The 24,433-nt window shown below is 42.6% G+C and carries 18 protein-coding genes; 5 read left to right on the top strand and 13 right to left on the bottom strand.

Annotated elements, in window-relative coordinates; all coding sequences use genetic code 11:
- Positions 1-82: 82 nt before the first annotated feature.
- The 7 genes from rraA to priA form a co-directional block, all read right to left on the bottom strand.
- Positions 83-607 (bottom strand): ribonuclease E activity regulator RraA, encoded by a 525-nt coding sequence (gene rraA / locus PSF42_RS13210; protein WP_125893488.1) that lies wholly within the window; start codon positions 605-607, stop codon positions 83-85.
- A gap of 119 nt (positions 608-726) precedes the next feature.
- On the bottom strand, positions 727-1,650 hold the full coding sequence (locus PSF42_RS13215) for a 1,4-dihydroxy-2-naphthoate polyprenyltransferase (RefSeq protein WP_125893486.1): 924 nt from the start codon (positions 1,648-1,650) through the stop codon (positions 727-729).
- 187 nt (positions 1,651-1,837) lie between these two features.
- Entirely contained in the window at positions 1,838-3,172 is a 1,335-nt protein-coding gene (hslU, locus tag PSF42_RS13220; protein WP_125893484.1) for an HslU--HslV peptidase ATPase subunit, read from the bottom strand.
- 11 nt (positions 3,173-3,183) lie between these two features.
- Positions 3,184-3,714 carry an ATP-dependent protease subunit HslV gene (hslV, locus tag PSF42_RS13225; RefSeq protein WP_004265304.1) on the bottom strand — a complete coding sequence of 177 codons (531 nt, stop codon included), beginning with the start codon at positions 3,712-3,714 and terminating at the stop codon, positions 3,184-3,186.
- Positions 3,715-3,884: 170 nt separating this feature from the next.
- On the bottom strand, positions 3,885-4,691 hold the full coding sequence (gene ftsN, locus PSF42_RS13230) for a cell division protein FtsN (protein WP_272680175.1): 807 nt from the start codon (positions 4,689-4,691) through the stop codon (positions 3,885-3,887).
- A 73-nt stretch (positions 4,692-4,764) separates the two neighbouring features.
- Positions 4,765-5,793 carry a DNA-binding transcriptional regulator CytR gene (gene cytR / locus PSF42_RS13235; protein ID WP_125893480.1) on the bottom strand — a complete coding sequence of 343 codons (1,029 nt, stop codon included), beginning with the start codon at positions 5,791-5,793 and terminating at the stop codon, positions 4,765-4,767.
- A gap of 341 nt (positions 5,794-6,134) precedes the next feature.
- Positions 6,135-8,333, bottom strand: a complete 2,199-nt coding sequence (gene priA / locus PSF42_RS13240; RefSeq protein WP_248467231.1) for a primosomal protein N' — start codon at positions 8,331-8,333, stop codon at positions 6,135-6,137.
- Positions 8,334-8,551: 218 nt separating this feature from the next.
- Between priA and rpmE the strand changes: the two genes are divergently transcribed.
- The gene (gene rpmE, locus PSF42_RS13245) at positions 8,552-8,767 is read left to right on the top strand and encodes a 50S ribosomal protein L31 (RefSeq protein WP_004265313.1); all 216 of its coding nucleotides are present in this window, start codon (positions 8,552-8,554) and stop codon (positions 8,765-8,767) included.
- Positions 8,768-8,833: 66 nt separating this feature from the next.
- Here rpmE and PSF42_RS13250 read toward each other — a convergent pair whose 3' ends face one another.
- Both PSF42_RS13250 and metJ read right to left on the bottom strand, forming a co-directional pair.
- Positions 8,834-9,562, bottom strand: coding sequence for an outer membrane protein (locus PSF42_RS13250; protein WP_272680176.1), 729 nt, complete (start codon positions 9,560-9,562; stop codon positions 8,834-8,836).
- Positions 9,563-9,921: 359 nt separating this feature from the next.
- The gene (metJ, locus tag PSF42_RS13255) at positions 9,922-10,239 is read right to left on the bottom strand and encodes a met regulon transcriptional regulator MetJ (protein WP_004265315.1); all 318 of its coding nucleotides are present in this window, start codon (positions 10,237-10,239) and stop codon (positions 9,922-9,924) included.
- A gap of 315 nt (positions 10,240-10,554) precedes the next feature.
- On the opposite strand from metJ, the gene metB reads away from it, so the two are divergent.
- The 3 genes from metB to ppc all read left to right on the top strand — a co-directional run bounded on the left by metB (position 10,555) and on the right by ppc (position 17,212).
- On the top strand, positions 10,555-11,715 hold the full coding sequence (gene metB / locus PSF42_RS13260; protein WP_125893474.1) for a cystathionine gamma-synthase: 1,161 nt from the start codon (positions 10,555-10,557) through the stop codon (positions 11,713-11,715).
- A gap of 12 nt (positions 11,716-11,727) precedes the next feature.
- Positions 11,728-14,169 (top strand): bifunctional aspartate kinase/homoserine dehydrogenase II, encoded by a 2,442-nt coding sequence (locus PSF42_RS13265; protein WP_125893472.1) that lies wholly within the window; start codon positions 11,728-11,730, stop codon positions 14,167-14,169.
- Positions 14,170-14,572: 403 nt separating this feature from the next.
- Positions 14,573-17,212: a phosphoenolpyruvate carboxylase gene (ppc, locus tag PSF42_RS13270; RefSeq protein ID WP_272680177.1), complete on the top strand. Its 2,640-nt coding sequence runs from the start codon at positions 14,573-14,575 to the stop codon at positions 17,210-17,212.
- Between the two features lie 68 nt (positions 17,213-17,280).
- Here the strand turns inward: ppc and gadC are convergent, their stop codons facing one another.
- The 4 genes from gadC to argE form a co-directional block, all read right to left on the bottom strand.
- Positions 17,281-18,834 (bottom strand): glutamate:gamma-aminobutyrate antiporter, encoded by a 1,554-nt coding sequence (gadC, locus tag PSF42_RS13275; RefSeq protein ID WP_125893468.1) that lies wholly within the window; start codon positions 18,832-18,834, stop codon positions 17,281-17,283.
- 112 nt (positions 18,835-18,946) lie between these two features.
- Positions 18,947-20,347, bottom strand: a complete 1,401-nt coding sequence (locus tag PSF42_RS13280) for a glutamate decarboxylase (RefSeq protein WP_125893466.1) — start codon at positions 20,345-20,347, stop codon at positions 18,947-18,949.
- Positions 20,348-21,052: 705 nt separating this feature from the next.
- Positions 21,053-21,937: a methylenetetrahydrofolate reductase gene (gene metF / locus PSF42_RS13285; protein WP_272680178.1), complete on the bottom strand. Its 885-nt coding sequence runs from the start codon at positions 21,935-21,937 to the stop codon at positions 21,053-21,055.
- Between the two features lie 228 nt (positions 21,938-22,165).
- Entirely contained in the window at positions 22,166-23,320 is a 1,155-nt protein-coding gene (gene argE, locus PSF42_RS13290) for an acetylornithine deacetylase (protein WP_125893462.1), read from the bottom strand.
- A 102-nt stretch (positions 23,321-23,422) separates the two neighbouring features.
- Between argE and argC the strand changes: the two genes are divergently transcribed.
- Entirely contained in the window at positions 23,423-24,427 is a 1,005-nt protein-coding gene (gene argC, locus PSF42_RS13295; protein WP_213914536.1) for an N-acetyl-gamma-glutamyl-phosphate reductase, read from the top strand.
- Positions 24,428-24,433: the final 6 nt, after the last annotated feature.

Consider the following 24,433-nt stretch of genomic DNA (forward strand, 5'->3'; position numbering starts at 1 on the left):
CTTTCATCACACCTCATGTTCTAGAGTATAAAAATAAGGGCTGCAATAATTTGCAGCCCTTATTTGTAGAATTTTTAACGGATTATGCGTCGATATTGTCATCTTCGATAAAATCGTCGTTCTCAGACGGAATTAATGGCTCTTCAGAAAGGATAATGCCAGTGTTATCGGCATAAAGGTAATCGCCTGAGAAGAAAGTGACGCCGCCGAAATTAACGCGGATATCACTTTCACCAATACCTTCATCAGGGCAACCTGCAGGCATCGCAGCGATAGCCTGAATACCGAGATCAAGTTCCATCAGCGCATCTACCTGACGAACTGCACCATAAACCACAATACCTTCCCAGTGGTTATCAACGGCTAGCCTTGCAATTTCAGCGTCAATGAGTGCCTTACGGACAGAGCCGCCGCCATCAACGAGTAGGATACGCCCTGTGCCATCCTCTTCCAGCAAATCATACACTAGGCCGTTATCTTCAAAACACTTAACTGTAATGATTTGACCGCCAAATGAAGTACGTCCACCAAAGTTGGAGAAAAGGGGTTCTACCACGTTAACGCTTTCTTGGTAAATATCGCAGAGTTCGGAAGTATCATATTTCATAGGAGTTAGGTCTTTTTTGCTGCAAGAGGTAACCAGTATATCCCTTTTGAACGGTACTTGGCAAAGTTACCCGCCTAAAAATAGGCGGAAAAAGTCAAAAAAACGACAAATAGTGATTATTATTTGCTCATTACAACGCCAATAGAGAATAAAACGTTGGTCACGAGTGCCGCTTTTACCATATTTTCCAGTAAAGGACGCATACCTTCTGGCGTTGGGTCACTCAGAACACGGCGTAAATGGTTCATCAGCATTGGTACGGCAAGTAAAAATAGCCAACCGCTCCAGCCGTGTAGATAAATTAGATTAAAAAAGGCCAAACATAAAATAGCCGCAATAATAATAATGGCGTGATAAACGCGAGCCCCTTGGGGGCCTAAGCGCACTGCTAGGGTATTTTTACCTGCTTTAATATCGTTTTCGATATCGCGCATATTATTGATATTCAATACCGCGACAGAGAGCAACCCACACGCCGTTGCAGGTAGGACAGTGATGATATTAAAACTATTTGCTTGTAAATAATAAGTCCCAATAACACTTAGCCAGCCAAAGAATATTAAGACAGAGATATCCCCTAACCCTAGGTAGCCATACGGTTTCTTGCCGACGGTATAGGTAATGGCCGCAACGATAGCGATGAGCCCTAATGCGACAAAACCAATGGCATCCTCGGGTTTTTCACAGGCGACAATAATTAACAGTAAGCCGGAAAGACAGGCAGCCGTAATATTGAGCTTCAGCGCTTTTTTCATATCCGCTTGCGTGATAACGCCTTTTTGCATGCCACGTAATGGACCAATACGTTCAGCTGTATCAGAGCCTTTGACCGCATCACCATAGTCATTCGCAAGGTTAGATAAAATCTGTAATAAACCCGCGGTGATAAGTGCTAATAAAGCGACGGGCCATTTAAAATTATTCGTTAAATAAGCGAGTGCAGAGCCTGTCACAATCGCAATCACCCCTAATGGTAGGGTTTTAGGGCGGAGACTTTCAATCCAAGCTTGTTTACGACTTATTGTTGTGGATGTCGACTGCATGCAGTTACCTATAATTCAAACTCTTTAGAGACGTGTTCTTGATAGTTTAATGACCCATCATATAGAGAGATACCTGAATATTTTCAATGTAATGGGCGGAATATTTAATAGAAAAAAGTGCAGCGATAAAAGCTGCACTTTAGTCGATGTATATTAAGGATACATGAAAACCAGATAATTAATAAGATTATAAAATAAATCTACTCAAGTCTTCATCTGCCACCAGCTCATCTAAGTGCTGTTTGACATAGTCTGCATCGATTTGGATGGTTTGTCCGTTACGGTCACTGGCATCAAAAGAAATATCTTCCATTAAGCGTTCAAGCACCGTGTGTAAGCGACGAGCACCAATATTTTCGGTTGACTCATTGACTTGCCATGCTGATTCCGCAATCTTACGAATACCGTCAGTTGTGAATTCGATATTCACGCCTTCTGTCGCCATCAACGCTTTATACTGTTCAGTTAATGAAGCGTTTGGTTCAGTCAGAATTCGCACAAAATCTTCCGTTGTTAGTGCTTGTAGCTCAACGCGAATTGGTAGACGGCCTTGGAGCTCAGGGATCAAGTCTGATGGGCTCGAAACTTGGAACGCACCTGAAGCAATAAACAGAATGTGGTCAGTTTTGACCATCCCGTGTTTAGTGGAAATCGTGCAGCCTTCGATTAATGGCAGTAAATCGCGTTGAACCCCTTCACGGGACACATCTGGGCCTGAACTTTGTCCACCACGTTTACAAATTTTGTCGAACTCGTCGATGAAAACAATACCATTTTGTTCAACGGCTTCAATCGCTTGTTCTTTCAGTTCTTCAGGGTTGACTAATTTAGCCGCTTCTTCTTCAACGAGCAGTTTGAATGCCTCTTTGATTTTCATCTTACGAGGTTTTTGCTTTTGGCCCGCTAAGTTTTGGAACATGGATTGTAACTGATTAGTCATCTCTTCCATGCCTGGAGGCGCCATGATTTCAACGCCCATAGGGGAGGCAGCGACTTCGATTTCAATTTCTTTATCGTCTAATTGGCCTTCACGTAATTTTTTACGGAATGCTTGACGAGCTGGAGAATGCTCATCTGTTGGCTCAGACTGCCCCCAGTTATTTTTTGCTGGTGGGATAAGCACATCTAAAATACGCTCTTCAGCCATTTCTTCAGCACGGTAGCGGTTTTTCTCGATAGACTGTAAACGCACCATTTTAACGGCTGAATCAGTTAAATCGCGAATGATGGAGTCAACTTCTTTACCAACATAGCCGACTTCAGTAAATTTGGTCGCTTCAACTTTGATAAATGGCGCATTGGCTAATTTTGCAAGGCGGCGAGCAATTTCAGTTTTACCTACCCCTGTTGGGCCAATCATCAAAATATTTTTTGGGGTAACTTCGTGACGTAATATTTCGTTTAACTGCATACGGCGCCAGCGGTTACGCAGAGCAATCGCAACAGAGCGTTTGGCTTTATTTTGGCCAATAATATGATTGTCGAGTTCGCTGACAATTTCGCGTGGAGTCATTTCGGACATACTAGCAATCCTTATGATTTTGAAGAAATTTCTTCAAAGTTGACGTTATGGTTGGTGTAAATACAGATATCACCTGCAATTGCGAGGGCTTTTTCAGCGATTTCTTTAGCGCTTAAGTCTGTATTTTCTAACAAAGCACGTGCGGCTGATTGCGCATATGGGCCACCGGAGCCAATGGCAATCAAGTCGTTTTCCGGTTGAACCACATCGCCATTACCCGTAATGATCAGTGACGTGTGTTCATCAGCGACAGCTAATAAGGCTTCTAATTTACGAAGCATGCGGTCAGTACGCCAATCTTTAGCAAGTTCAACGGCTGCTTTGGTTAAATGACCCTGATGAAGTTCGAGTTTGCGTTCGAACAGTTCAAATAATGTGAATGCGTCTGCGGTGCCACCGGCAAATCCGGCAATGACTTTGTCGTTGTATAAACGGCGAACTTTGCGGACATTGCCTTTCATGACGGTATTACCCATCGTCGCCTGTCCATCACCACCAATTACGACCTGGCCATTACGGCGAACACTTACGATTGTTGTCATGAGTTAGCCCCTGGTTTTATTACAAAAAAAGAATGCGGTTGAATGTGATTTTCAAAAGATTAAATTCAAGTGATAGTTGTTTAATTAACTATCACTTGAACTAGGTTGAAGACACAAAGTACCGCTCATGAGTACATTAAAACAGTACATGGGGGGGGCGCTGGGGTTTTTCAACCCCCAGAAGCTCGAAGAATACAACCAGAAACACCTGCACCTGCTGCGCGGTCACGCATTTTTTCGGCCGTGGGCTTGGAATAAGGGCCTAAAATAATACGGTGCCAACCGCCACCAGCACTTACACGGCTTTCAATACCTGAAAATGCCAAAGTGGCTTGTACAGACCCAGCTTGTTCAGCTGTACGGAATGAACCGCATTGAACAATCATATTTTGCAAATTGTTGGCCGGTTTAGTACTGGGTGCAGTTTGTGGTTGAGCCGCGGGGACAGGTGATTGAGCCTCAGGCTTCGTAGGTGTATTGACCACCGGTTTACGTTGTACTGGCTCGATAGGTTGAGCGGGCTCATTGATAAGCACTTGGGAGCGCGGCACTGGTTTACCGTTTGCAGGGATTTCTTGCAAGTTAGTGACAGGCTGGCGTCTATCAGAATCGATTTGTTCTAATAGCTGGCGCTGCTCAGGTGTTAAATCGGATGGGCGCACAATATTATTGCCTGTGCTTGGTTGTTGAATATTTGGCGAATCCATACCACGACGTTCGAGCTCTTTAATATAGCGCCAACGCTCTTCAGGTTTTGGTGGAAGCGTGTTTCCCGGTGTTGTTGGTGTGACAACTTGGGGTTGCGGCGTGTCCTTTTTGTTTTGGGTGATGTAAAACAGGCCGCCAACAAATAGCACAACAATCGCGACAGCGACAACCAATGTTGTCATTGGTAGTCCTTGTGCTTTTTTGGATTTACCCTTGCTTTTTTTACGGGCGGATGAACGCCCTCGAGCTACATAATCTTTTTGTGCCACGCTATTAATTCACTAGTTATCAATTGTTCGTCGTCATTTGGCTTAACATGTTACTTAACCTGAGCAACTTTGACTAGCTTTTAGGCGCTTTTGTGCTCTCTCTGATGATTAAATCAGAATCTAGGAGACGTGAACCTGGGTTAACATTGTGTCCATGGATCTGCTCAAGTAGTAACTGCATGGCATGATGACCAATTTCAGCGCGAGGCTGGTTGATGGTTGTTAGGGCTGGCAAGGTGTACTTTGCTTGCTCTAAGTTATCGAAACCAACAAAAGAAAGGTCATCTGGGAGCGTTAAACCCATTTTTTTCGCTTGCCACATCGCGCCAATTGCCATGATATCACTATGGCAAAAGATTGCAGTTGGTGGTTCAGGCAGTGACATTAATGTTTTTACCGCTTCTGCACCACCTTCATGGGTAAAATCACCACGAATAATATAATTTTCACGCAATTTTTCGCCTGTGCGCAACATAGCTTTTTTATAACCTTCTAAACGGTATTGACTTAAAGGCATATGGTCAGGGCCTGCAATACAAGCAATCAGTTTATGGCCTTGTTTTTGCAAATAATGTGTCGCATTAAATGCGGCGGTGAGGTTATCAATATGTACAGTAGGCAGTTTTAGTTCAGGGGCAAATTCATTTGCCATCACAATCGGAGGGAGGTTTTTCTGCTCCTCAGTTGAGATATCGAAGGGAATATTTGAGCCCAATAAGACCATGCCATCAATTTGTTTGGTAATAATGAGATTAATAAAGGCATTTTCTTGTTTTTCTTGGTGTTTGCAGTCCCCAATCAAAACAAAATAACCTTCTTGAGCAGCGATTTCTTCAATTCCGCACACGACATCACTAAAGAAAGGGTCACGGATATTAGGAACGAGTACTAGAATCGTTTTTGATTCATTGCGCTTATAGCTTCTAGCAAGGTTATGAGGATAATAGCCCACATCCATCACCGCTTGTTCGACTTTTTGGCGTGTTTGCAAAGAAACTTTTTCCGGGTTCATGAGTGTTCTAGATACTGTCGCTGTCGAAACCCCCGCGGCACTAGCAACATCTTTCATTGTTGCCGTGTTATTGTGTTTTTTACTTTCCACAACGCCTTCCTTAGATTGATTTAATCGTTTGCTTTTTTTGAATGGCGCAAGTACGTCATTATTAGTGGTTATTCTAATTGGTTTCTCAAGAATATCTGTTACCTAGTTTGCATAAAAAGTGTGACTTGCATCATTTTTTAGAGCTGCTTCGCAAATTTTGAAAATAATGCTAAGGGCAAAAAGATAAACGAAACTCAATGTGTATAAAAAACGCTCAAATTAGCTGTTTAGCATTATAGGGTAAATAATTCAAAGTTATCAACATACTGCGAAGAAAATATTGGCAGGGTTTATAACGTTAAATGGTTAGATAAAATGAATCATTTAGCATGAGTAATGAGTTAACAATCTGTCGGGTCAACATCAATATTCCATTTTACTTTACGACTTTCTGGCTGTTGAAGAATTTCTGGTAGTCGCTTCGTCATAAACTGCTGTAGATAAAGGCGGGAAGGGTGTTGCAATAGCAATTGCCAGCGGAATCGGCCACCGCGTTTGGCTTGAATCGACGGCGAAGGGCCTAGGATCCACATTTTCGCGTCACTTTGGGGATGTTCAGCAATATATTGCCGTACATTTTGCAGAAATTGACGTGAATCTTGGTTATTGTGATCTTCCGAGCGTATCAATATATGGCTGGTGTAAGGCGGTAACATCGCGACCCTACGCTCTTCCATCGCTTCTTGGGTAAATGCGTGATAACCCTCTTCAAGCAGTGTGAGTAACAGAGGGTGCTCGGGATGGTGGGTTTGTAAGAACACTTCGCCTTGCTTACCGGCTCGTCCCGCTCGGCCAGAAACTTGCACGTATAATTGAGCAAACCGTTCGGCTGCACGAAAATCACTCGAAAATAAAGCCCCATCGACATCTAATAAGGCGACTAAGGTAACATCAGGAAAGTGGTGGCCCTTGGCGAGCATCTGCGTACCAATGAGAATGCGAGCCCCTCCTTCGTGCACTTGGTTCAAATGCTGCTCTAGTTCCCCTTTGCGACTGGTGGTATCACGGTCAATACGGGTAACGGGGGTATCAGGGAACAGTTCACAAATCCCTTCCTCAAGTTGCTCAGTTCCCATACCAACAGGCACTAAATGCGTTGAACCACATTGTGGGCATTGGCGAGGAACAGGGCGCTGGCTATCGCAATGGTGGCAGCGTAATTGATGAAAATTTTGGTGCAGGGTGTAATAGTGGTCACAACGCTGGCACTCTGCAATCCAACCACATTCATGGCAAATCAATGCAGGGGAATAACCACGGCGATTTAAAAATAAAATCACCTGATTGTTTTGTGCAAGGTGCTCTTTAATGTGTTGAATTAATAAGTGTGAAAGGCCAAATTTTAGTGGCTGGCCTTTTAAGTCAATAAGGTGTTGAGTCGCGGGGCGTGCATTACCTGCCCGAATAGTGAGATTTAATTGCCGATATTTATGTTGTTGAACATTGAATAAGGTTTCTAATGATGGCGTCGCAGTACCCATGACAATCGGTATATTGTTCTTTTTAGCACGGAAAACCGCTAAATCACGGGCATGATAACGCCAGCCATCTTGCTGTTTATATGAGCTGTCATGCTCTTCATCAATAATAATAATGCCAAGGTGGGCGAAAGGGGTGAACAGTGCCGAGCGAGTCCCAATAATAATGGCATTTTGCCCTTGCTTAGCGCGTAACCAAACAGCTAAACGCTCGCTATCGTTCAGCCCTGAGTGCAACACATCAACGGGGGCATTGAAGCGCTCACGAAAACGGCTAATGGTTTGTGGGGTCAAGCCAATTTCAGGTACCAAAACTAAAGCTTGTTTACCTTGGGCAAGGACATTTTCCAATACACTTAGGTACACTTCCGTCTTACCGGACCCTGTGATCCCAGCGAGCAGCCATGGTGAAAATTGGTCATCTTCAGCACGTATAGCACCGACAGCTGTCGCTTGCTCACTATTAAGACGCAGCCTTTCACCACAAACTGTGAAGCTTGGTTGCCACTTTTCGCTAGTCGGTGGAACGGGGTGCAAATCAATATAAGCTTTCTTTTTCAGTGCTTGCAAAGCGCTTTCACTGATTTCAAGCTCACTGACTTGATGGCGATAAACGGGTCGACGACGCAGAAGTGCAAGAGCTTGCTGCTGTTTTGGAGAACGTTTTAGCTCATTAAGGTCAACCGCTAAGCCTTCATCCGTTACTTGCCATTGCCAAATAGGGGTAAATTCAGCGGGTTTACCTTGGCGCAATAGTGTGGGTAATGCGTGGAAGAGTACTTCGCCTATTGGGTAATGATAGTACTGAGAAGACCACAGTAAGAGTTGCCAAATATCATCAGGGAAGAGTGTTTGGTGGTCGAGAACCAACTCGATGGCTTTTAATTTATCTTCAGCAAACTCGCTTTTATCGCTGTGCTTTACCACAATACCAAGGGCTTGGCGCTTGCCAAATGGCACCATAACACGGCTGCCGACAACAGGGAGTGGCATGTTATCAGGAAGGCGATAATCAAATGTGCGGTTTAAAGGGACAGGTAAAGCCACCTGAACGACGATCATATCTGGTTTTCCGTCTGTTTTTTATGCGATAATGCGAGCGATTGTTGACTAGAGTACCACAAAATTTACTCGGTTTTCATTGCGTGATAAACAGAATTTCTGTATGATCCGCCGCCTTTGGTATCTATTTTTACCAATATATTAAATTCAATCAACACGACGTGTGGTGTCCGGCGTTAGGGCTGGAATGGCGACACGGCCTTAATAGAGGTTCTCCCATGAAAAAAGGTATTCACCCTAAATACGAAGAAGTTACTGCAACTTGTTCTTGCGGTAATGTAATGAAAATTAATTCAACTGCTGGTCACTCGCTGAACCTGGACGTTTGTGGTAACTGCCACCCGTTCTATACTGGTAAACAGCGTGACGTTGCGACTGGTGGTCGTGTTGATCGCTTCAACCAACGTTTCAGCATCCCAGGTTCTAAAAAATAATCGAACTTGTGAAATGCGAAAAAAAGGGAAACTGAGTTTCCCTTTTTTAATGCCTAAAATAAGCCGTTAGAAACGGTAAAGCACACCAAACATGATGTCATTACTACGTACTTTCACTTTAGACTTGAGCGTTTCGCCATCATCTTTATAGCTTACGTCAGATTTGCCAGCATCTAAGAAACGATAGCTTAAATCTAATGAAAGGTTATCATTAATTGCATATTGTGAACCTAAACCTAAGCTCCAAGCAAAGTTACTGTTGGTTTTCGATTTAGATAATGAATCATAACCATAGTACATACCCTGATGGCTTTTTTCTTCGTATGAATAACTAGATTTATGCTTAATACTTGCTAAACCTAATCCAACGGATACGTAAGGGGTAAAATTGGTTTCATTTTTGAAGTCATAATAAGCATTAACCATGAAGGTATTTAATGTGATATCGTTTTTAATGTCATCTGAAGCGGTAAAGAAACTATTGTTTTCATAGAAAAGATTATGTTTAGATGAAGCTTTACCTCTTAGTGTAATGTCTAATTCAGCACGCAACGGAAGAGATGTCACATCATATAAGTCATAACCTAATGCAATACCACCACCGAATACTGCCTTGGTTTTGCTGCCGTTGTTATAGCTTTCATAAAAACCTACATCTGATTCTTCCCATTTCTGGTCTGATAATTTAAGAATAGATGTACCTAATTTTCCAGAAACATAAAAACCATTACCAGATGCCATAGCCAGACCACTAAACGTAAGGCTTAAAAGAGAAGCTAAAATTACTTTTTTCATTGCTTATTTACCATTTAATAGTTAGTTAAATATCCTTATCTATTATATGGCATAATTTTCAATTGATTTAAGTTAAATTACTCTGTTATTGATAAACAAAACAAATAGCTACTAAAATATTAAATTAGTTAATCAAATAGAACTAAAACATAAAAAAGCACAAAAAGCTAAAGTGTTATCCTGTTAATTTTAACCGTATTTAATGTTAATGAATCAGGTTTGGCAAATGAGTAAGAACCTATTTAGTTCTAGTTAAATCTAAACTAATTTATCGGTATTTGGGAAAAGTAGGGGGGGAACTACGCCGCAAGGCTTGCGACGTAGTTAAAATTAGGAAATACAGGCGTAGCAAATGGAAATTAATATTCCCACGTTTCCGGGTCGATACCTAATTCACGCATAATTTCTTTTGCTGCTTCAGGGATCTCGTCATTACGCTCTTTACGCAAATCTTCATCATTTGGCAGTGGTTGGCCTGTGAATGCATGTAAAAAAGCTTCACACAGGAGTTCACTGTTAGTGGCATGGCGTAAGTTGTTAATCTGACGACGAGTCCGCTCATCAGTTAAAATTTTCAGTACTTTTAATGGGATAGATACTGTGATTTTTTTAACTTGCTCACTCTTTTTGCCATGTTCAGCATACGGACTGACATACTCACCATTCCATTCAGCCATGGGATACCTTGGATATTTTCAGTAATAATTAAAAATAATATGCACATTCTTTTTAATAGAAACTTAATCTAAGCTTTCAAGGATGAAGAACTGCATACAAACGTGACGACACTTAACTTAGTTTATCACAATATTTTTTGTGAAATGAGTAAGTTAAGCTGATTTGTGTGATTGACTATCAATTTACACATCATAATTAAGGTTGATTATTCCATTAGTTGATATAAACGTAAAGAGGTTTAGACGTCTAGATATATTGACGTCCAAACATCCGATGGGTATGATTTAGCCTATCACTGTTCAGGAGAAGCGTTTATGACTTACAAGCCGTCAACTATCGCAATTCATAATGGATTAAATGAAGATCAACAATTTGGTTGCGTAGTGCCTCCCATTTATTTATCCAGTACCTATAATTTTACTGACTTTAATGAACCGAGAGCTCATGATTATTCACGTCGTGGAAACCCAGGGCGTGATATTGTGCAAAAAACATTGGCACAACTTGAGGGGGGGAGTGGTTCGGTACTAACTAACAGTGGGATGTCTGCGCTTCATCTGTTATGTACCGTTTTTCTGCAACCGGGGGATTTACTCGTTGCGCCACATGACTGTTACGGTGGAAGCTACCGGTTATTTAATAGCCAAAGCCAGCGTGGGGCTTATCAGGTGCAATTTGTCGACCAAAGTGATGAATCTGCATTGCAGGCAGCATTAGCGAAAAAACCCAAATTAGTGTTAATCGAAACACCAAGTAACCCACTATTAAGAATTTTTGATATACAGCATATTGCCCAGTTAGCCCATGATGTAGGGGCATTAGTCGTTGTCGATAATACTTTTTTAAGCCCAATTTTGCAGCAGCCTCTTTCACTCGGCGCAGATTTTGTGGTGCATTCATGTACTAAATACCTGAATGGCCATTCTGATATCGTTGCAGGAGTGGTGATTGCGAAAGAAGAAAAGTGGGTAATAGAGCTTGCTTGGTGGGCGAATAATATTGGTGTTACTGGGGGCGCTTTTGATAGCTATCTACTCTTGCGAGGTATCAGAACGTTATCTCCACGTGTATTACAGCAACAGCAAAATGCACAAGAGATCGTAAAATATCTTAAATCACAGCCTTTAGTGAAAAAATTGTATTATCCTGCGTTAGAAGATCACCCCGGGCACGAAATAGCAGTAAAACAACAAAAAGGCTTTGGAGCGATGCTGAGTTTTGAATTTGCAGGTGATGAGTCACAACTTCGCCATTTTCTTCGCTCTCTCAGCTTGTTTACATTAGCGGAGTCATTAGGTGGTGTGGAAACATTGATTTCCCATACCGCGACAATGACGCATGCAGGTATGTCAGTAGAAGCCCGTGCGCAAGCGGGGATCACAGATAGCTTGCTAAGAATTTCAGTGGGAATTGAAGACTCTCAGGATTTAATCACAGACTTAGACCACGCATTTAAGGTTGCGGCACAACGTTAGCGGAGTTTTTTGATGAGTGTACTAACAGCGGTTGAGGTGGCTCCTTGCCACCGCCAGTTACATAAGTTTGGGGGCAGCAGTTTAGCCGATGCAAAGTGCTATCAACGCGTTGCAACAATTATGGCAAACTATAGCCAACCCGGTGATTTAATGGTGGTTTCTGCCGCGGGTAGTACAACCAATCAGTTGATTAATTGGTTGAAATTAAGCCAAAGTGACCGTATTTCAGCTCATCAAGCTCAACAGTCATTACGCTGTTATCAACTTGATTTAATTGAATCTCTTTTGCCCGAACAGAAAGCCATAGAATTAAGCCAATTATTTATTCACGATTTAGAGCGTTTAAGCGCATTGCTGGATCAACCCACAAATGATGCGACTTATGCAGAATTGGTCGGCCATGGTGAAATTTGGTCTGCGCGTCTCATGGCTGAAGTGCTTGCACAGGCAGGTATGATGAGCGCTTGGTTAGATGCACGCTTATTTTTACGCGCTGAACGCGCGGCCCAACCACAGGTTGATGAAATCCAATCACGTTATTTATTGCAACAGCAGTTAACTCAGTTACCGAACAGACGTATTGTCGTGACAGGCTTTATTTCGCGTAATCAGCAAGGTGAAACAGTACTGCTTGGGCGTAATGGAAGTGACTATTCTGCAACACAAGTTGGCGCGTTGGCTGGTGTTGAAAAAGTCACGATTTGGAGTGATGTTGCTGGGGTATATAGCGCGGACCCTCGCAAGGTGAAAGATGCCTGTTTGTTACCCTTATTGCGCCTAGATGAGGCCAGTGAATTAGCACGTTTGGCGGCACCTGTTTTACACACACGCACTTTACAGCCTGTTTCCGTGAGCAATATTGATTTGCAATTAAGGTGCAGCTATCAGCCTGAACAAGGTTCAACAAAAATTGAGCGGGTACTTGCGTCAGGTGCAGGAGCAAAAATTGTCACTAGCCATGATGATGTGTGCTTAATCGAATTGCGCATCGCTACAGGGCGTGACTTTAAACAAATTTGCAAAGATGTGGACTTATTACTTAAACGTGCTCAATTACGTCCTTTGGCTCGCGGTATTCATCATGATCGTTCTTTACTGCAATTATGTTATACCTCCGAAATTGTCGAAAGTGCCTTAAATGCTCTTGAAGAAGCCGGTTTGCCGGGGGCATTATCACTACGAGAAGGTTTTTCTCTGGTGGCATTAGTCGGTGCGGGGGTGTGTAAAAAACCGTTACATAGCCACCGTTTTTATGAGGAACTGAAAGGGCAACCTGTTGAATTTATTTGGCACTCAGAAGATGCTATCAGTTTAGTCGCTGTTTTGCGCTCTAACCAAACGGAACACCTCATTAAAGGTATGCATCAGAGCTTATTCCGTGCAGAAAAACGCATTGGTTTAGTGCTATTTGGTAAAGGAAATATTGGCGCGCGTTGGCTAGAGCTTTTTGACGCGGAACAACACAAGATTTCGGCACGTAGTGACTTTGATTTTGTTTTAGCAGGCGTAGTAGACAGCCGCCGTAGCTTACTGAATTACCAAGGGATTGACCCAAGTCGTGCACTGGCTTTCTTTGATGATGAAGCGGTAGAACATGAGGATGATAACCTATTTTTATGGATGCGTTCCCACCCTTATGATGATCTCGTGGTGTTAGATGTCACCGCCAGTGAAACACTGGCCGATAATTATGTTGATTTTGCGAGTTATGGTTTTCATGTGATCAGCGCAAATAAAATCGCAGGTGCAGCGCAAACGGCACAGTATCGTCAAATTCGCGATGCATTTTCAAAAACAGGCCGCCATTGGTTATATAACGCGACAGTAGGGGCTGGGTTACCGATTAACTATACGGTTAGGGACTTAAAAGAAAGCGGTGATTCTATCCTGAGTATCAGTGGTATTTTTTCGGGAACCTTATCATGGCTATTTTTACAGTTTGACGGCTCCATTCCATTTAGTGAGCTAGTAGAGCAAGCTTGGCAGCAAGGGTTAACTGAACCAGACCCACGTATTGACCTATCGGGGCAAGATGTCATGCGGAAATTAATTATTTTAGCCCGTGAAGCGGGTTATGATATTGAGCCGGATGATGTGCGAGTTGAATCTTTAGTACCAAAGCAAGCACAAACGGGCTCCTTGGATGAGTTTTTCGAAAACAGTGCTGTTATTAATGAACAAATGCAGCAGCGCTTAGAAGCTGCGCAAGAACTCGGGCTAGTGTTACGTTATGTGGCGCGGTTTGATGCGGTAAAAGGTAAAGCAAAAGTGGGCGTGGAAGCCGTGAAACCGGAACATCCTCTGGCCTCATTATTACCCGGCGACAATGTGTTTGCTATCGAAAGTCGGTGGTATCGAGACAACCCATTAGTGATCCGTGGCCCTGGCGCTGGGCGTGATGTGACTGCGGGTGCTATTCAGTCCGATCTTAACCGACTCTCCCAACTTTTATAATCATTTTTCAATCGCATTGGTGTTCCCTATGGTATTGGGGGCATCAATGCATCATGAAAATTTTTAATTTATCCTTTCATTTTCTGTTTTTTATTCTGATGATTTAATTCTTAAACATTATTCATGTCTTAAAAGTGCTGAATCGACGATATATTGCGCTGAAACAATACTTAAATAAGAAAAATTAATAAAAATAAGGCTGTAATTAAATTTCAGAAAAATCCCCCAAAGTCATTTTTTTCTGATATGAATATACACTGAAGGGTAAATTTAGCGGTTTGCATCACAAAACAACAACTCTAACGCAGCCGACTGAAATTTAGTTACAGGAAACAGGTAGCAGTCTGTTAACCGTGAACCGTGCGGGAATGCATTCTGCCAGAAGCACAAGATCAGGAGTCTCATGAATCAGCAATATTCCGCAATGCGCAGTAATGTCAGTATGCTGGGTAAGCTACTCGGCGATACCATCAAGGAAGCTTTAGGTGAGGACATACTCGACAAAGTTGAGTCCATTCGTAAGCTTTCAAAATCTTCTCGTGCAGGTAATGAAGTTCAGCGCCAAAAGTTGCTGATGACATTACAAAATCTCTCTAATGATGAATTGCTACCCGTTGCAAGGGCTTTTAACCAATTCTTAAACCTGACAAACGTCGCGGAGCAATATCACAGCATTTCGCCTCATGGTGAAGCGGCAAGTAACCCTGTGGCACTAAAAAATCTGTTTAGCCGACTAAAAGGCAAAAATTTCTCTGATGGCGATATCCAAAAAGCGGTTGAACAGCTTTCAATTGAGCTGGTTTTAACGGCTCACCCAACGGAAATTGCCCGTCGTACATTGATCCATAAGTTGGTTGAGGTAAACAACTGTTTATCACAACTTGACCATGATGATATCGCGGATTACGAACGCAATAATATCATGCGTCGTTTACGCCAATTGGTGGCGCAATCATGGCACACCGATGAAATTCGTAAAATTCGCCCAACACCAATAGATGAGGCAAAATGGGGTTTTGCCGTTGTTGAAAACTCATTATGGGAAGGGGTTCCTGCTTTCTTACGTGAATTTAATGAGCAGTTGGAAGATTCTATTGGCGCAGTATTACCCGTTGAAGCCAATCCGATTCGCTTTACATCATGGATGGGGGGCGACCGTGACGGTAACCCAAACGTGACTGCGGATGTGACTCGCCAAGTTCTATTACTAAGTCGCTGGAAAGCGGCAGACTTATTCTTAAAAGATATTCAGGTGTTAGTTTCTGAGTTGTCGATGACAGAAGCAACGCCAGAACTGCGTGCGCTAGCAGGAGGAGATGATGTTGATGAACCTTATCGCCAAATTGCGAAAAATTTACGGAGCCAACTATTTTCGACGCTAGAGTATTTAGAGCACCGTGTTAAAGGTGAGCAAGTGCTGCCTCCCGCTGATTTATTAACAGATAACGCGCAATTGTGGGACCCGTTATACGCATGTTATCAGTCACTGATTGCCTGCAATATGAAAATTATTGCCAATGGTCAGCTCTTGGATACTTTACGTCGCATCCGTAGCTTTGGTTTACAGCTGGTACGCATTGATGTGCGCCAAGAAAGTACGCGTCATACAGAAGCCATTGCAGAGCTAACCCAGTATTTAGGGTTGGGTGATTACGCTCAGTGGTCAGAAGAAGAGAAACAACAGTTCTTACTGACTGAGTTGCAATCTCTACGCCCACTGATCCCACAAGATTGGCAACCAAGTGCGGAAACTCAGGAAGTATTTGAAACGTGCCGAGTGATAGCAAAAGCCAAAAATGATTCTGTCGCGGCGTATGTGATTTCAATGGCGAAAGTCCCGTCAGATGTGTTGGCCGTTAAACTATTGCTAAAAGAGAATGGGGCGTCGGTCCGCTTACCAGTCGCGCCACTATTCGAAACACTGGAAGATTTAAATAATGCTGAAAGTGTGATGACAAAGCTGTTAAGCATTGAATGGTATCGCGAGCTTATCGATGATCGTCAAATGGTGATGATTGGTTACTCAGATTCAGCAAAAGATGCAGGGGTAATGGCAGCTTCATGGGCGCAGTATCGCGCACAAGATGCATTGATTAAGTTGTGCGAAAAAGAAGGCGTGACATTGACGCTATTCCACGGACGAGGCGGCACAATTGGCCGCGGTGGTGCGCCTGCGCATTCTGCATTACTTTCTCAACCACCTGGCAGCTTAAAAGGTGGCTTGCGTGTGACTGAGCAAGGGGAAATGATCCGCTTCAAGTTTGGTTTACCACAAGTGACCATCAGCAGCCTTGCGTTATACGCTAGTGCTATATTAGAAGCGAACCTTTTACCGCCACCAGAGCCAAAAGATGAGTGGAAGTCCGTGATGGATTCGCTATCTGATGTTTCTTGCGCGATGTACCGTGATTATGTGCGTGAGCAACCAGATTTTGTGCCTTATTTCCGTGCCGCGACGCCAGAATTAGAGCTTGGCAAGTTACCGCTTGGGTCACGCCCTGCAAAACGGCGTCCAACGGGGGGAGTGGAAACCTTGCGTGCTATTCCATGGATTTTTGCATGGACACAAAACCGCTTAATGTTACCTGCGTGGTTAGGGGCTGGTGCAGCGCTCAAACATGTGATTGAGCAAGAAGGTAAACAAGCGGTTCTTGATGAAATGTGGCAGCAGTGGCCATTCTTCAATACACGGATTGCGATGTTAGAAATGGTTTATGCAAAAGCGGACTTATGGCTAGCGGAATATTACGATCACCGTTTAGTCGAAGAACGGCTATGGCCATTGGGGCAAAAATTACGTGACCAGTTGTCTGAGGATATTAAAAGCGTATTGGCGGTTTCGAAAGACGAAGCGCTCATGGCAGATTTACCTTGGATAGCGGAATCTATTGCATTACGTAATGTTTATACGGATCCATTAAACGTCTTACAAGCAGAGCTTTTACACCGTTCTCGCCAACAAGAGCATTCAGACCCACGTGTTGAGCAAGCACTGATGGTGACGATAGCTGGTGTGGCTGCAGGAATGCGTAATACGGGTTAGTTTTCTTCATTTGAAAGTCATTACATAATTTAAGGGCTGCCATTTGGCAGCCCTTATCATTTTGCAGATCAATGCGAGTTGGATGAGCTATCATCTGGCTTATCATGATGGATCAAGTGATATGCAGAACGTGCTCGAGGGTGAATAAAGAAATGGTTAGTTGGCGCATTATGCGTTTTGATATGCACCATAGAGACATTAGTTTTCTTGCCTTGTTTGTTATGGAAAGCATAAATAACAAAGGGCAGTAAGAAAATAATCACAAAGCTAACCGCAAGTAACGTCACATAGGTGGTATTACTCGCACCATTCGGTAAAGAACTTGGTGGGAAGAATGAAATCACAAAGGCTAAAATAGAAACAATCAGGCCAACTAACGCAATGAGCACTTTAATGCCTTTACCCCCCGGTATATTGAAAACACGCTTTTTCTCGGGTTGTTTGCAAACTAACTGCATATAACCTAAAAATAGCATGAAATAGCTACATAAATAGATAACTACCGTTAAGGCTAGCGCAATAAGGAATGACATATTACCACCGCCCCCAGTATTGGTGAGGACGATAATCGCGACTGTTGTGATCAGCAACTGGGAAATCACCAGTGTGACCGGAACGCCATTTTTATTCACCTTGGCAAAGCTTTGCGGCAAAATGCCTTTCTGTGCCGCGACATACATACCGCGGGATGGCCCCACAATCCAAGAAGCAATCTCAGCCAGCACACCAAGTAATAATAATGCAGCAATAATTCTTACTGCCCATTCAAGGGAGGAATTAAAGTGTGTAACAAGCACATTGAATGTCTGTACCACGCCAGCAGATAAATTGATTTCACTGTTTGGGATCACGGCGGCTACCGATAACCCACCAATTGAACTTAAACAGATTGCCGCTATCATGAGTAAAAACATCGCAGCGGGGTAATCTCGGCCGGGGTTTTTCATCTCATTAACGTGAGTTGCTGAGGCTTCAACGCCCATATAGCTCAAAATAAAGGCGACAAATACCACGAGCGTGCCAATTTTGGTGAAATCAGGAATAAAGGTTTCGGTACTAATTTCAATGGCCAATGGAGAGCCGCTGACTAAATAACTGATTGCCAAAAAGACTAAAATCAGCGCTGGAAGTAAGATACCCGCAAAGAAACCGACTTTCGCAATGGTTGCCGTGTATTTGGTTCCACCAAACTGGGTGAAAGCCAATACCCAGAGAATAACAAGTGCGCCTATCGTTTTAGTGATTGGGTCTGTATTAAGTTCTGGCCAATTTAAAATATAAGAAAGCGCCCCTAAGACGAAATACAGCATAGGAATAAAGCCAATTGCTATTTGTAAATAACCAAATGAAATGGCGGCAAATCCCCAGCGTTCGCCTAATGTATTGGAAACCCACGCAAATACACCACCTTCCTCCCAACCTTCCACGGTCGCCATCTCTGCGGCACATAAGGCGACAGGAATAAACCACAATAATCCTCCCAATAGCAGGAAAAATACTAAACTAAAGCCAGATGTCGCAAATGTTGGATATTCATAAACGGCCATCACCATCGATGCAGTAATGGCGAAAAAACCAAGTAATGTGAGCTGTTTTGCGGCTGGAGCTGTCGTTGTTGCCATACGAGTTCTCCTCAAATCGATAAACAATCTGCCTTTGCTGGGCGGATCTCAGTAGGAGCCAAAGAACCTAAGGCTCTTTGGCTCGTTAACAACACAATCATGAATAAAAGAATTAACTGTGATTAAAGCCGCCGCCTTCTTCTTCCGTTAGCGGGTTATTGACGGGGTGCTTATCGAAATACTCTAAGGTACGTTTGAAGTCATCAATGAGTAATGCGGCTAAATCTAAACTGACGCCATGACGTACTAGAATACGTTGAATAACAAGATCTTCACGGTTTGCTGGCATTGAATAGGCGGGAACTTGCCAGCCACGGCTACGCAGTTTGTCTGCGATATCATAGAGGGAATATTTGCTGGTGGTTGTGCCTTCTTTAAGTTTCCAGGCTAGTGCAGGGATACCCGTTTGGCTATTACCATCAAAAATCATTTCAAATGGCCCTAATTTTTCAATTTCACGGCTGAGGTATTGTGCAGTTGCATAGCAAGCGTTGTGGATTTTTGCATAGCCTTCGCGGCCTAGTCTCAAGAAATTATAATATTGAGCAATGATTTGACCGCCAGGGCGAGAGAAATTCAGTGCGAATGTTGGCATGTTACCGCCTAAATAATTCACATTAAAAATCAATTCTTCTGGAAGATCTTTGGCTTCACGCCAAACTACCCAGCCAGCGCCTAATGGGGCTAAACCAAATTTATGGCCTGACGCATTAATGGATTTTACCCGTGGTAAACGGAAATCCCATTCTAAGTCAGGAGCACAAAATGGGGCTAAGAACCCGCCACTCGCACCATCCACATGGATTGGAATATCCAGACCGGTCTCTTTTTGCAGTTTATCGAGCGCATCGTGTACGGCTTTGACAGGTTCATATTGGCAGGTAAATGTCACTCCTAACGTTGGCACGACACCAATGGTGTTTTCATCGACACGTTTGAGCACTTCTTCCGGGGTCATAATCAGACGGTCGCCTTCCAGTGGGATTTCTCTGAGCTCAACATCGAAGTAACGGGCAAATTTGTGCCAACAGATTTGAACAGGGCCACAAATTAAATTGGGTTTATCAGTCGGTTTCCCTTTAGCCGCTTGTTTTTTGCGCCATTGCCATTTTAACGCGAGCCCACCAAGCATTGCAGCCTCTGAGGAGCCGATGGTTGAACAACCAAGGGTATTTTCTGCATCGGGTGAATTCCATAAATCCGCTAACATGTGTACGCAGCGGTTTTCAATTTCAGCGGTTTGTGGATATTCGTCTTTATCTATCATATTTTTATCGATAGATAAGTCCATCAAATCACGAATTTCATCATCAACCCATGTCTGGCAGAATGTTGCTAAGTTTTGGCGTGAATTCCCATCTAACATTAATTCATCGCGTACTGCACTAAATACGTTACGTGGTGCTTGTTCTTTCAATGGAAATTTGGTTTTCGGTAATGATTTGGATAATTCTAATGATGCGTAGACATCATCTATTCCATTATATTTTGAATTTAATGCATTATTACTCATGTTTTAATTCCTCAATGACCATGTGGTAATTAAATACTATTAATCTTGAGCTCAATATTAAATATACGCTGACTTTTTTATAAATTCAAAAGGGATTAAATAAAAAAGATAATTCAATTAAAATTGTCAAAATTAGAAAGTAATAACGGAGTGAATGGTGGTTTGTCATCATTTTGGTTGTAGATAATATTATCGACAGTGGCTTTTGTTTTCAGTTAGATGTCAAAAATAGCAGTATTTAACTAAATTATTACATATATGTGGTTTTTATTTCTGTTAATTTGGTTTTTTAGGAGTTTTAATTTGATGATTGTTGGGTGTAAATTATTGGGTAATAAATGAATACTTATGGGAATATAATATTTCATTAATGTTAAATATTATGCTTAAAATTTAATTTTTATTTCCCTTGTGTTCAAAAATAATTTATATCATTAGCTATTAAATGTGTTTACTACATAAGTGTCGATTTTAAAATATAAAAGATAATAACATGAGTTATATTGTGGAAATAAAATTCAGGAGTGTCATTAATTTTTATATTACATCGAGATATTTTCCATATAGACAAGGTTTCTTTTGTAAAAAAGAGAATAGTCAATTTCAGTTAATGGATATTTTCTATGTCTGGAAAAATGGCGGATATTTATAAATATAGAAAAAATAGCGGGGAGATGGGGCAAAAGTATGCCCCATCCTGTTAAATTAAGGCCTAACGCCTAAAGTATGGCAGATAGCATAAGTGAGCTCAGAACGGTTCAATGTGTAAAAGTGGAAATCTTTTACGCCTTCACGGCTAAGAATTTTAACCATGTCCATGGCAATAGAGGCCCCGACAAGGTTGCGGCTTTCAGGGTCGTTATCTAGCCCTTCATACATTTTACTCATCCATGCCGGAATGCGCACATTAGTGAGTTTGGCGAAGCGCTCAAGTTGACGAAAGTTAGAAACCGGTAAGATCCCCGGTACAATTTCCACATCAATGCTAGTCGCGACACAGCGGTCACGAAAACGTAAATAGCTTTCAACATCAAAGAAAAATTGAGTAATTGCACGGTTAGCGCCCGCATCAATCTTCTTTTTTAAACTAATTAAATCAGCTTGCGCACTTTTGGCTTCGGGGTGAACTTCAGGGTAGGCTGCGACAGAAATATCAAAATCCGCTTCGCCTTTTAATAGCTCAACTAAATCAACCGCATACATATCCGGCTTACGGCTGTTGTCAGGTAAATCACCCCGCAGTGCCACAATATGGCGAATACCATTATTCCAGTAGTCACGAGCAATCGCCTTTAGTTCATCAGGTCTTGCATCAATACAAGTTAGGTGAGGAGCTGCAATCAAACCGGTTTTATCTTTAATATCTTTGATGATGCTGTGTGTTCTGTCGCGTTCGCCGGAATTCGCACCATAAGTCACAGAGACAAATTTAGGTTTCAGGTTTTTGAGTCGATCGATGGATTTCCACAGTGTCTGCTCCATCTCTTCACTGCGAGGTGGGAAAAATTCAAATGAAACATTAATTTGGCCGTCTAACTCAGCTAAATTTTGATTTAGCGCTTCGCGCTGATTCGCGTGAAAAAAACTCATACCCTGTAACCTCGCAATTTGCAGACTAACTATTTTTGTACGTTATTATATCCATTTGTGCGTCTATACGTTTAGACGTCTAAAATAAAATTACCAGAACGGCATCAATAGTCAATACTTAAATGAAATTATGACGCTGAGATTTTTTCAAAGGGAACAGGAAAATAATTCATGACAAAAAACGCGGCTCTAATTTAGTGCCGCGTTTTTAATAGGAAAAAGATCGAGTTACTCAGTAAAACAGAAGTGCTCAATCATTTGGCTAATTAATTGGCGAGTAGGCTCAATAAAGCGCATATCAATGAATTCATCCGGTTGATGTGCTTGCTCAATAGAACCAGGGCCAAGAACCAACGTTGGGCAGAGCTCTTGGATAAACGGTGCTTCAGTACAGTAATTCACAGTATCCGCTTTTTGCCCTAACAATTGCTCAATGACTGCAACCATCTTGTGGTCTGTTGGGCATTCATAGCCAGGGATCGGCGGATGCATGGATTCAACCGTCAAGCGCCCCGGCCAACGGGCACTAACCGGCTCAAGAGCTTCATTAAGTAGTTCATCTAAGTCTTGCAAAGTTAGCCCCGGCAGCGGGCGAATATCCATATGTAATTCACAACAACCACAAATTCGGTTAGCAGCATCACCACCATGAATATGACCAAAGTTCATCGTCGGGTAGGGAATGACAAATGCAGGGTTGTTAAATCGTTCTTTCAATGTATTTCTCAGTGTCATTAAATGAGAAATTGATTCATGCATTAATTCAATCGCATTGACACCCCGCTCAGGATCACTGGAATGCCCCGATTGCCCGGTAATGCGGATAGCATTTGATAAATGCCCTTTGTGTGCGCGGATCGGTTGCAACGATGTTGGTTCGCCAATAATGGCAAAATCTGGTCTTAATGCTGTACTGGCTGCAAAATAACGCGCACCAGCCATCGATGTTTCTTCATCTGCTGTGGCTAATATATGCAGTGGGCGTTTGAGCTGCGTTAAATCCATATCGCGTAACGCATCAACAATAAAAGCAAAAAAGCCTTTCATGTCTGCGGTTCCGAGCCCATATAACTTACCGTCATGCTCTGTCAGTTCAAACGGGTTTTTGCTCCAACGTCCATCATCAAAGGGGACGGTGTCAGTATGACCGCATAGCATCAGCCCACCATTTCCTTCGCCAATGGAAGCAAGCAAATTATATTTATCACGTGTTTCCGGCACAGGTTGAATGTTGACCGAAAAACCTAACGTTTCTAGCCACCCACCGAGAAGTTCAACAAGGGCTTTATTGCTCTGGTCCAAATGAGAATCAGTCGCACTAATCGACGGAATGGCAATTAATTGACGATAAATCTCAATAAATGCAGGTAATTTAATATTCACTGTTGACAGCCTTTATCCATAATAGTATCAATATTCATGCACTTTATTTGAATAAAAATACACATTAAACTGTTTGGGTCACGAGTACAAGGTAGAAAGCATATGTTGAACACACTCATTATCGGGGCCAGTGGCTATACTGGAGCAGAATTGGCCGCTTATTTGCAACGCCATCCTGAAGTTAATCTTCAAGGGCTGATGGTATCGAAGCAAAGTGCCGATGCAAATAAACGTTTTTCTGATTTACATCCTCAGTATAAAGGTATCATTGACCTTCCTGTCCTGCCATTAACAGATGTGGCAGAAGCGGCAAAAGGAATTGATGTTGTCTTTCTCGCCACAGCACATGAAGTGAGCCACGACATCGCGCCTCAGTTTCTCAAGGCAGGGTGTATTGTGTTCGATTTATCGGGTGCGTATCGTGTTCAAGATCCCGCCTTCTATACGCAATACTATGGCTTTGAACATACAAATACTGAATGGCTAATGCAAGCAGTTTACGGTTTAGCGGAATGGCAGGCCGATAAAATTCGTCAAGCGCAGTTGATTGCGGTTCCAGGGTGTTACCCAACGGTTTCCCAATTAGCCCTTAAACCACTGATTGAAGCAGATTTACTGGATGAAGCGATGTGGCCAGTGATTAATGCCACCAGCGGTGTTTCCGGTGCAGGCCGTAAAGCCTCGATGACCAACAGCTTTTGTGAAGTGAGTTTGCAGCCTTATGGCATCTTTACTCATCGCCATCAGCCAGAAATTGCGACTCATTTAGGTCGAGAGGTTATTTTTACTCCCCATTTAGGCAATTTCTCTCGGGGCATTCTTGCCACGATTACATGCAAAGTAAAAACGGGTGTGACGGCAGAAAAAATCACACAAACGTTTAACGATGCCTATCAAAATAAACCGTTAGTGCGGCTATATGAAAAAGGTGTTCCTGCATTGAAATCGGTAGTAGGGACACCGTTTTGTGATATTGGCTATGTATTGAATGGTGAACACCTGATTTTAGTCGGTACAGAAGATAACCTACTCAAAGGTGCGGCAGCACAAGCCGTTCAGTGCATGAATATTCGTTTTGGTTTTAATGAAACTCAGTCATTACTTTAATAAGGA

Source organism: Providencia sp. PROV032 (assembly GCF_028484875.1).
In the GTDB taxonomy this organism is placed as follows: Bacteria; Pseudomonadota; Gammaproteobacteria; order Enterobacterales; family Enterobacteriaceae; genus Providencia; species Providencia rettgeri_E.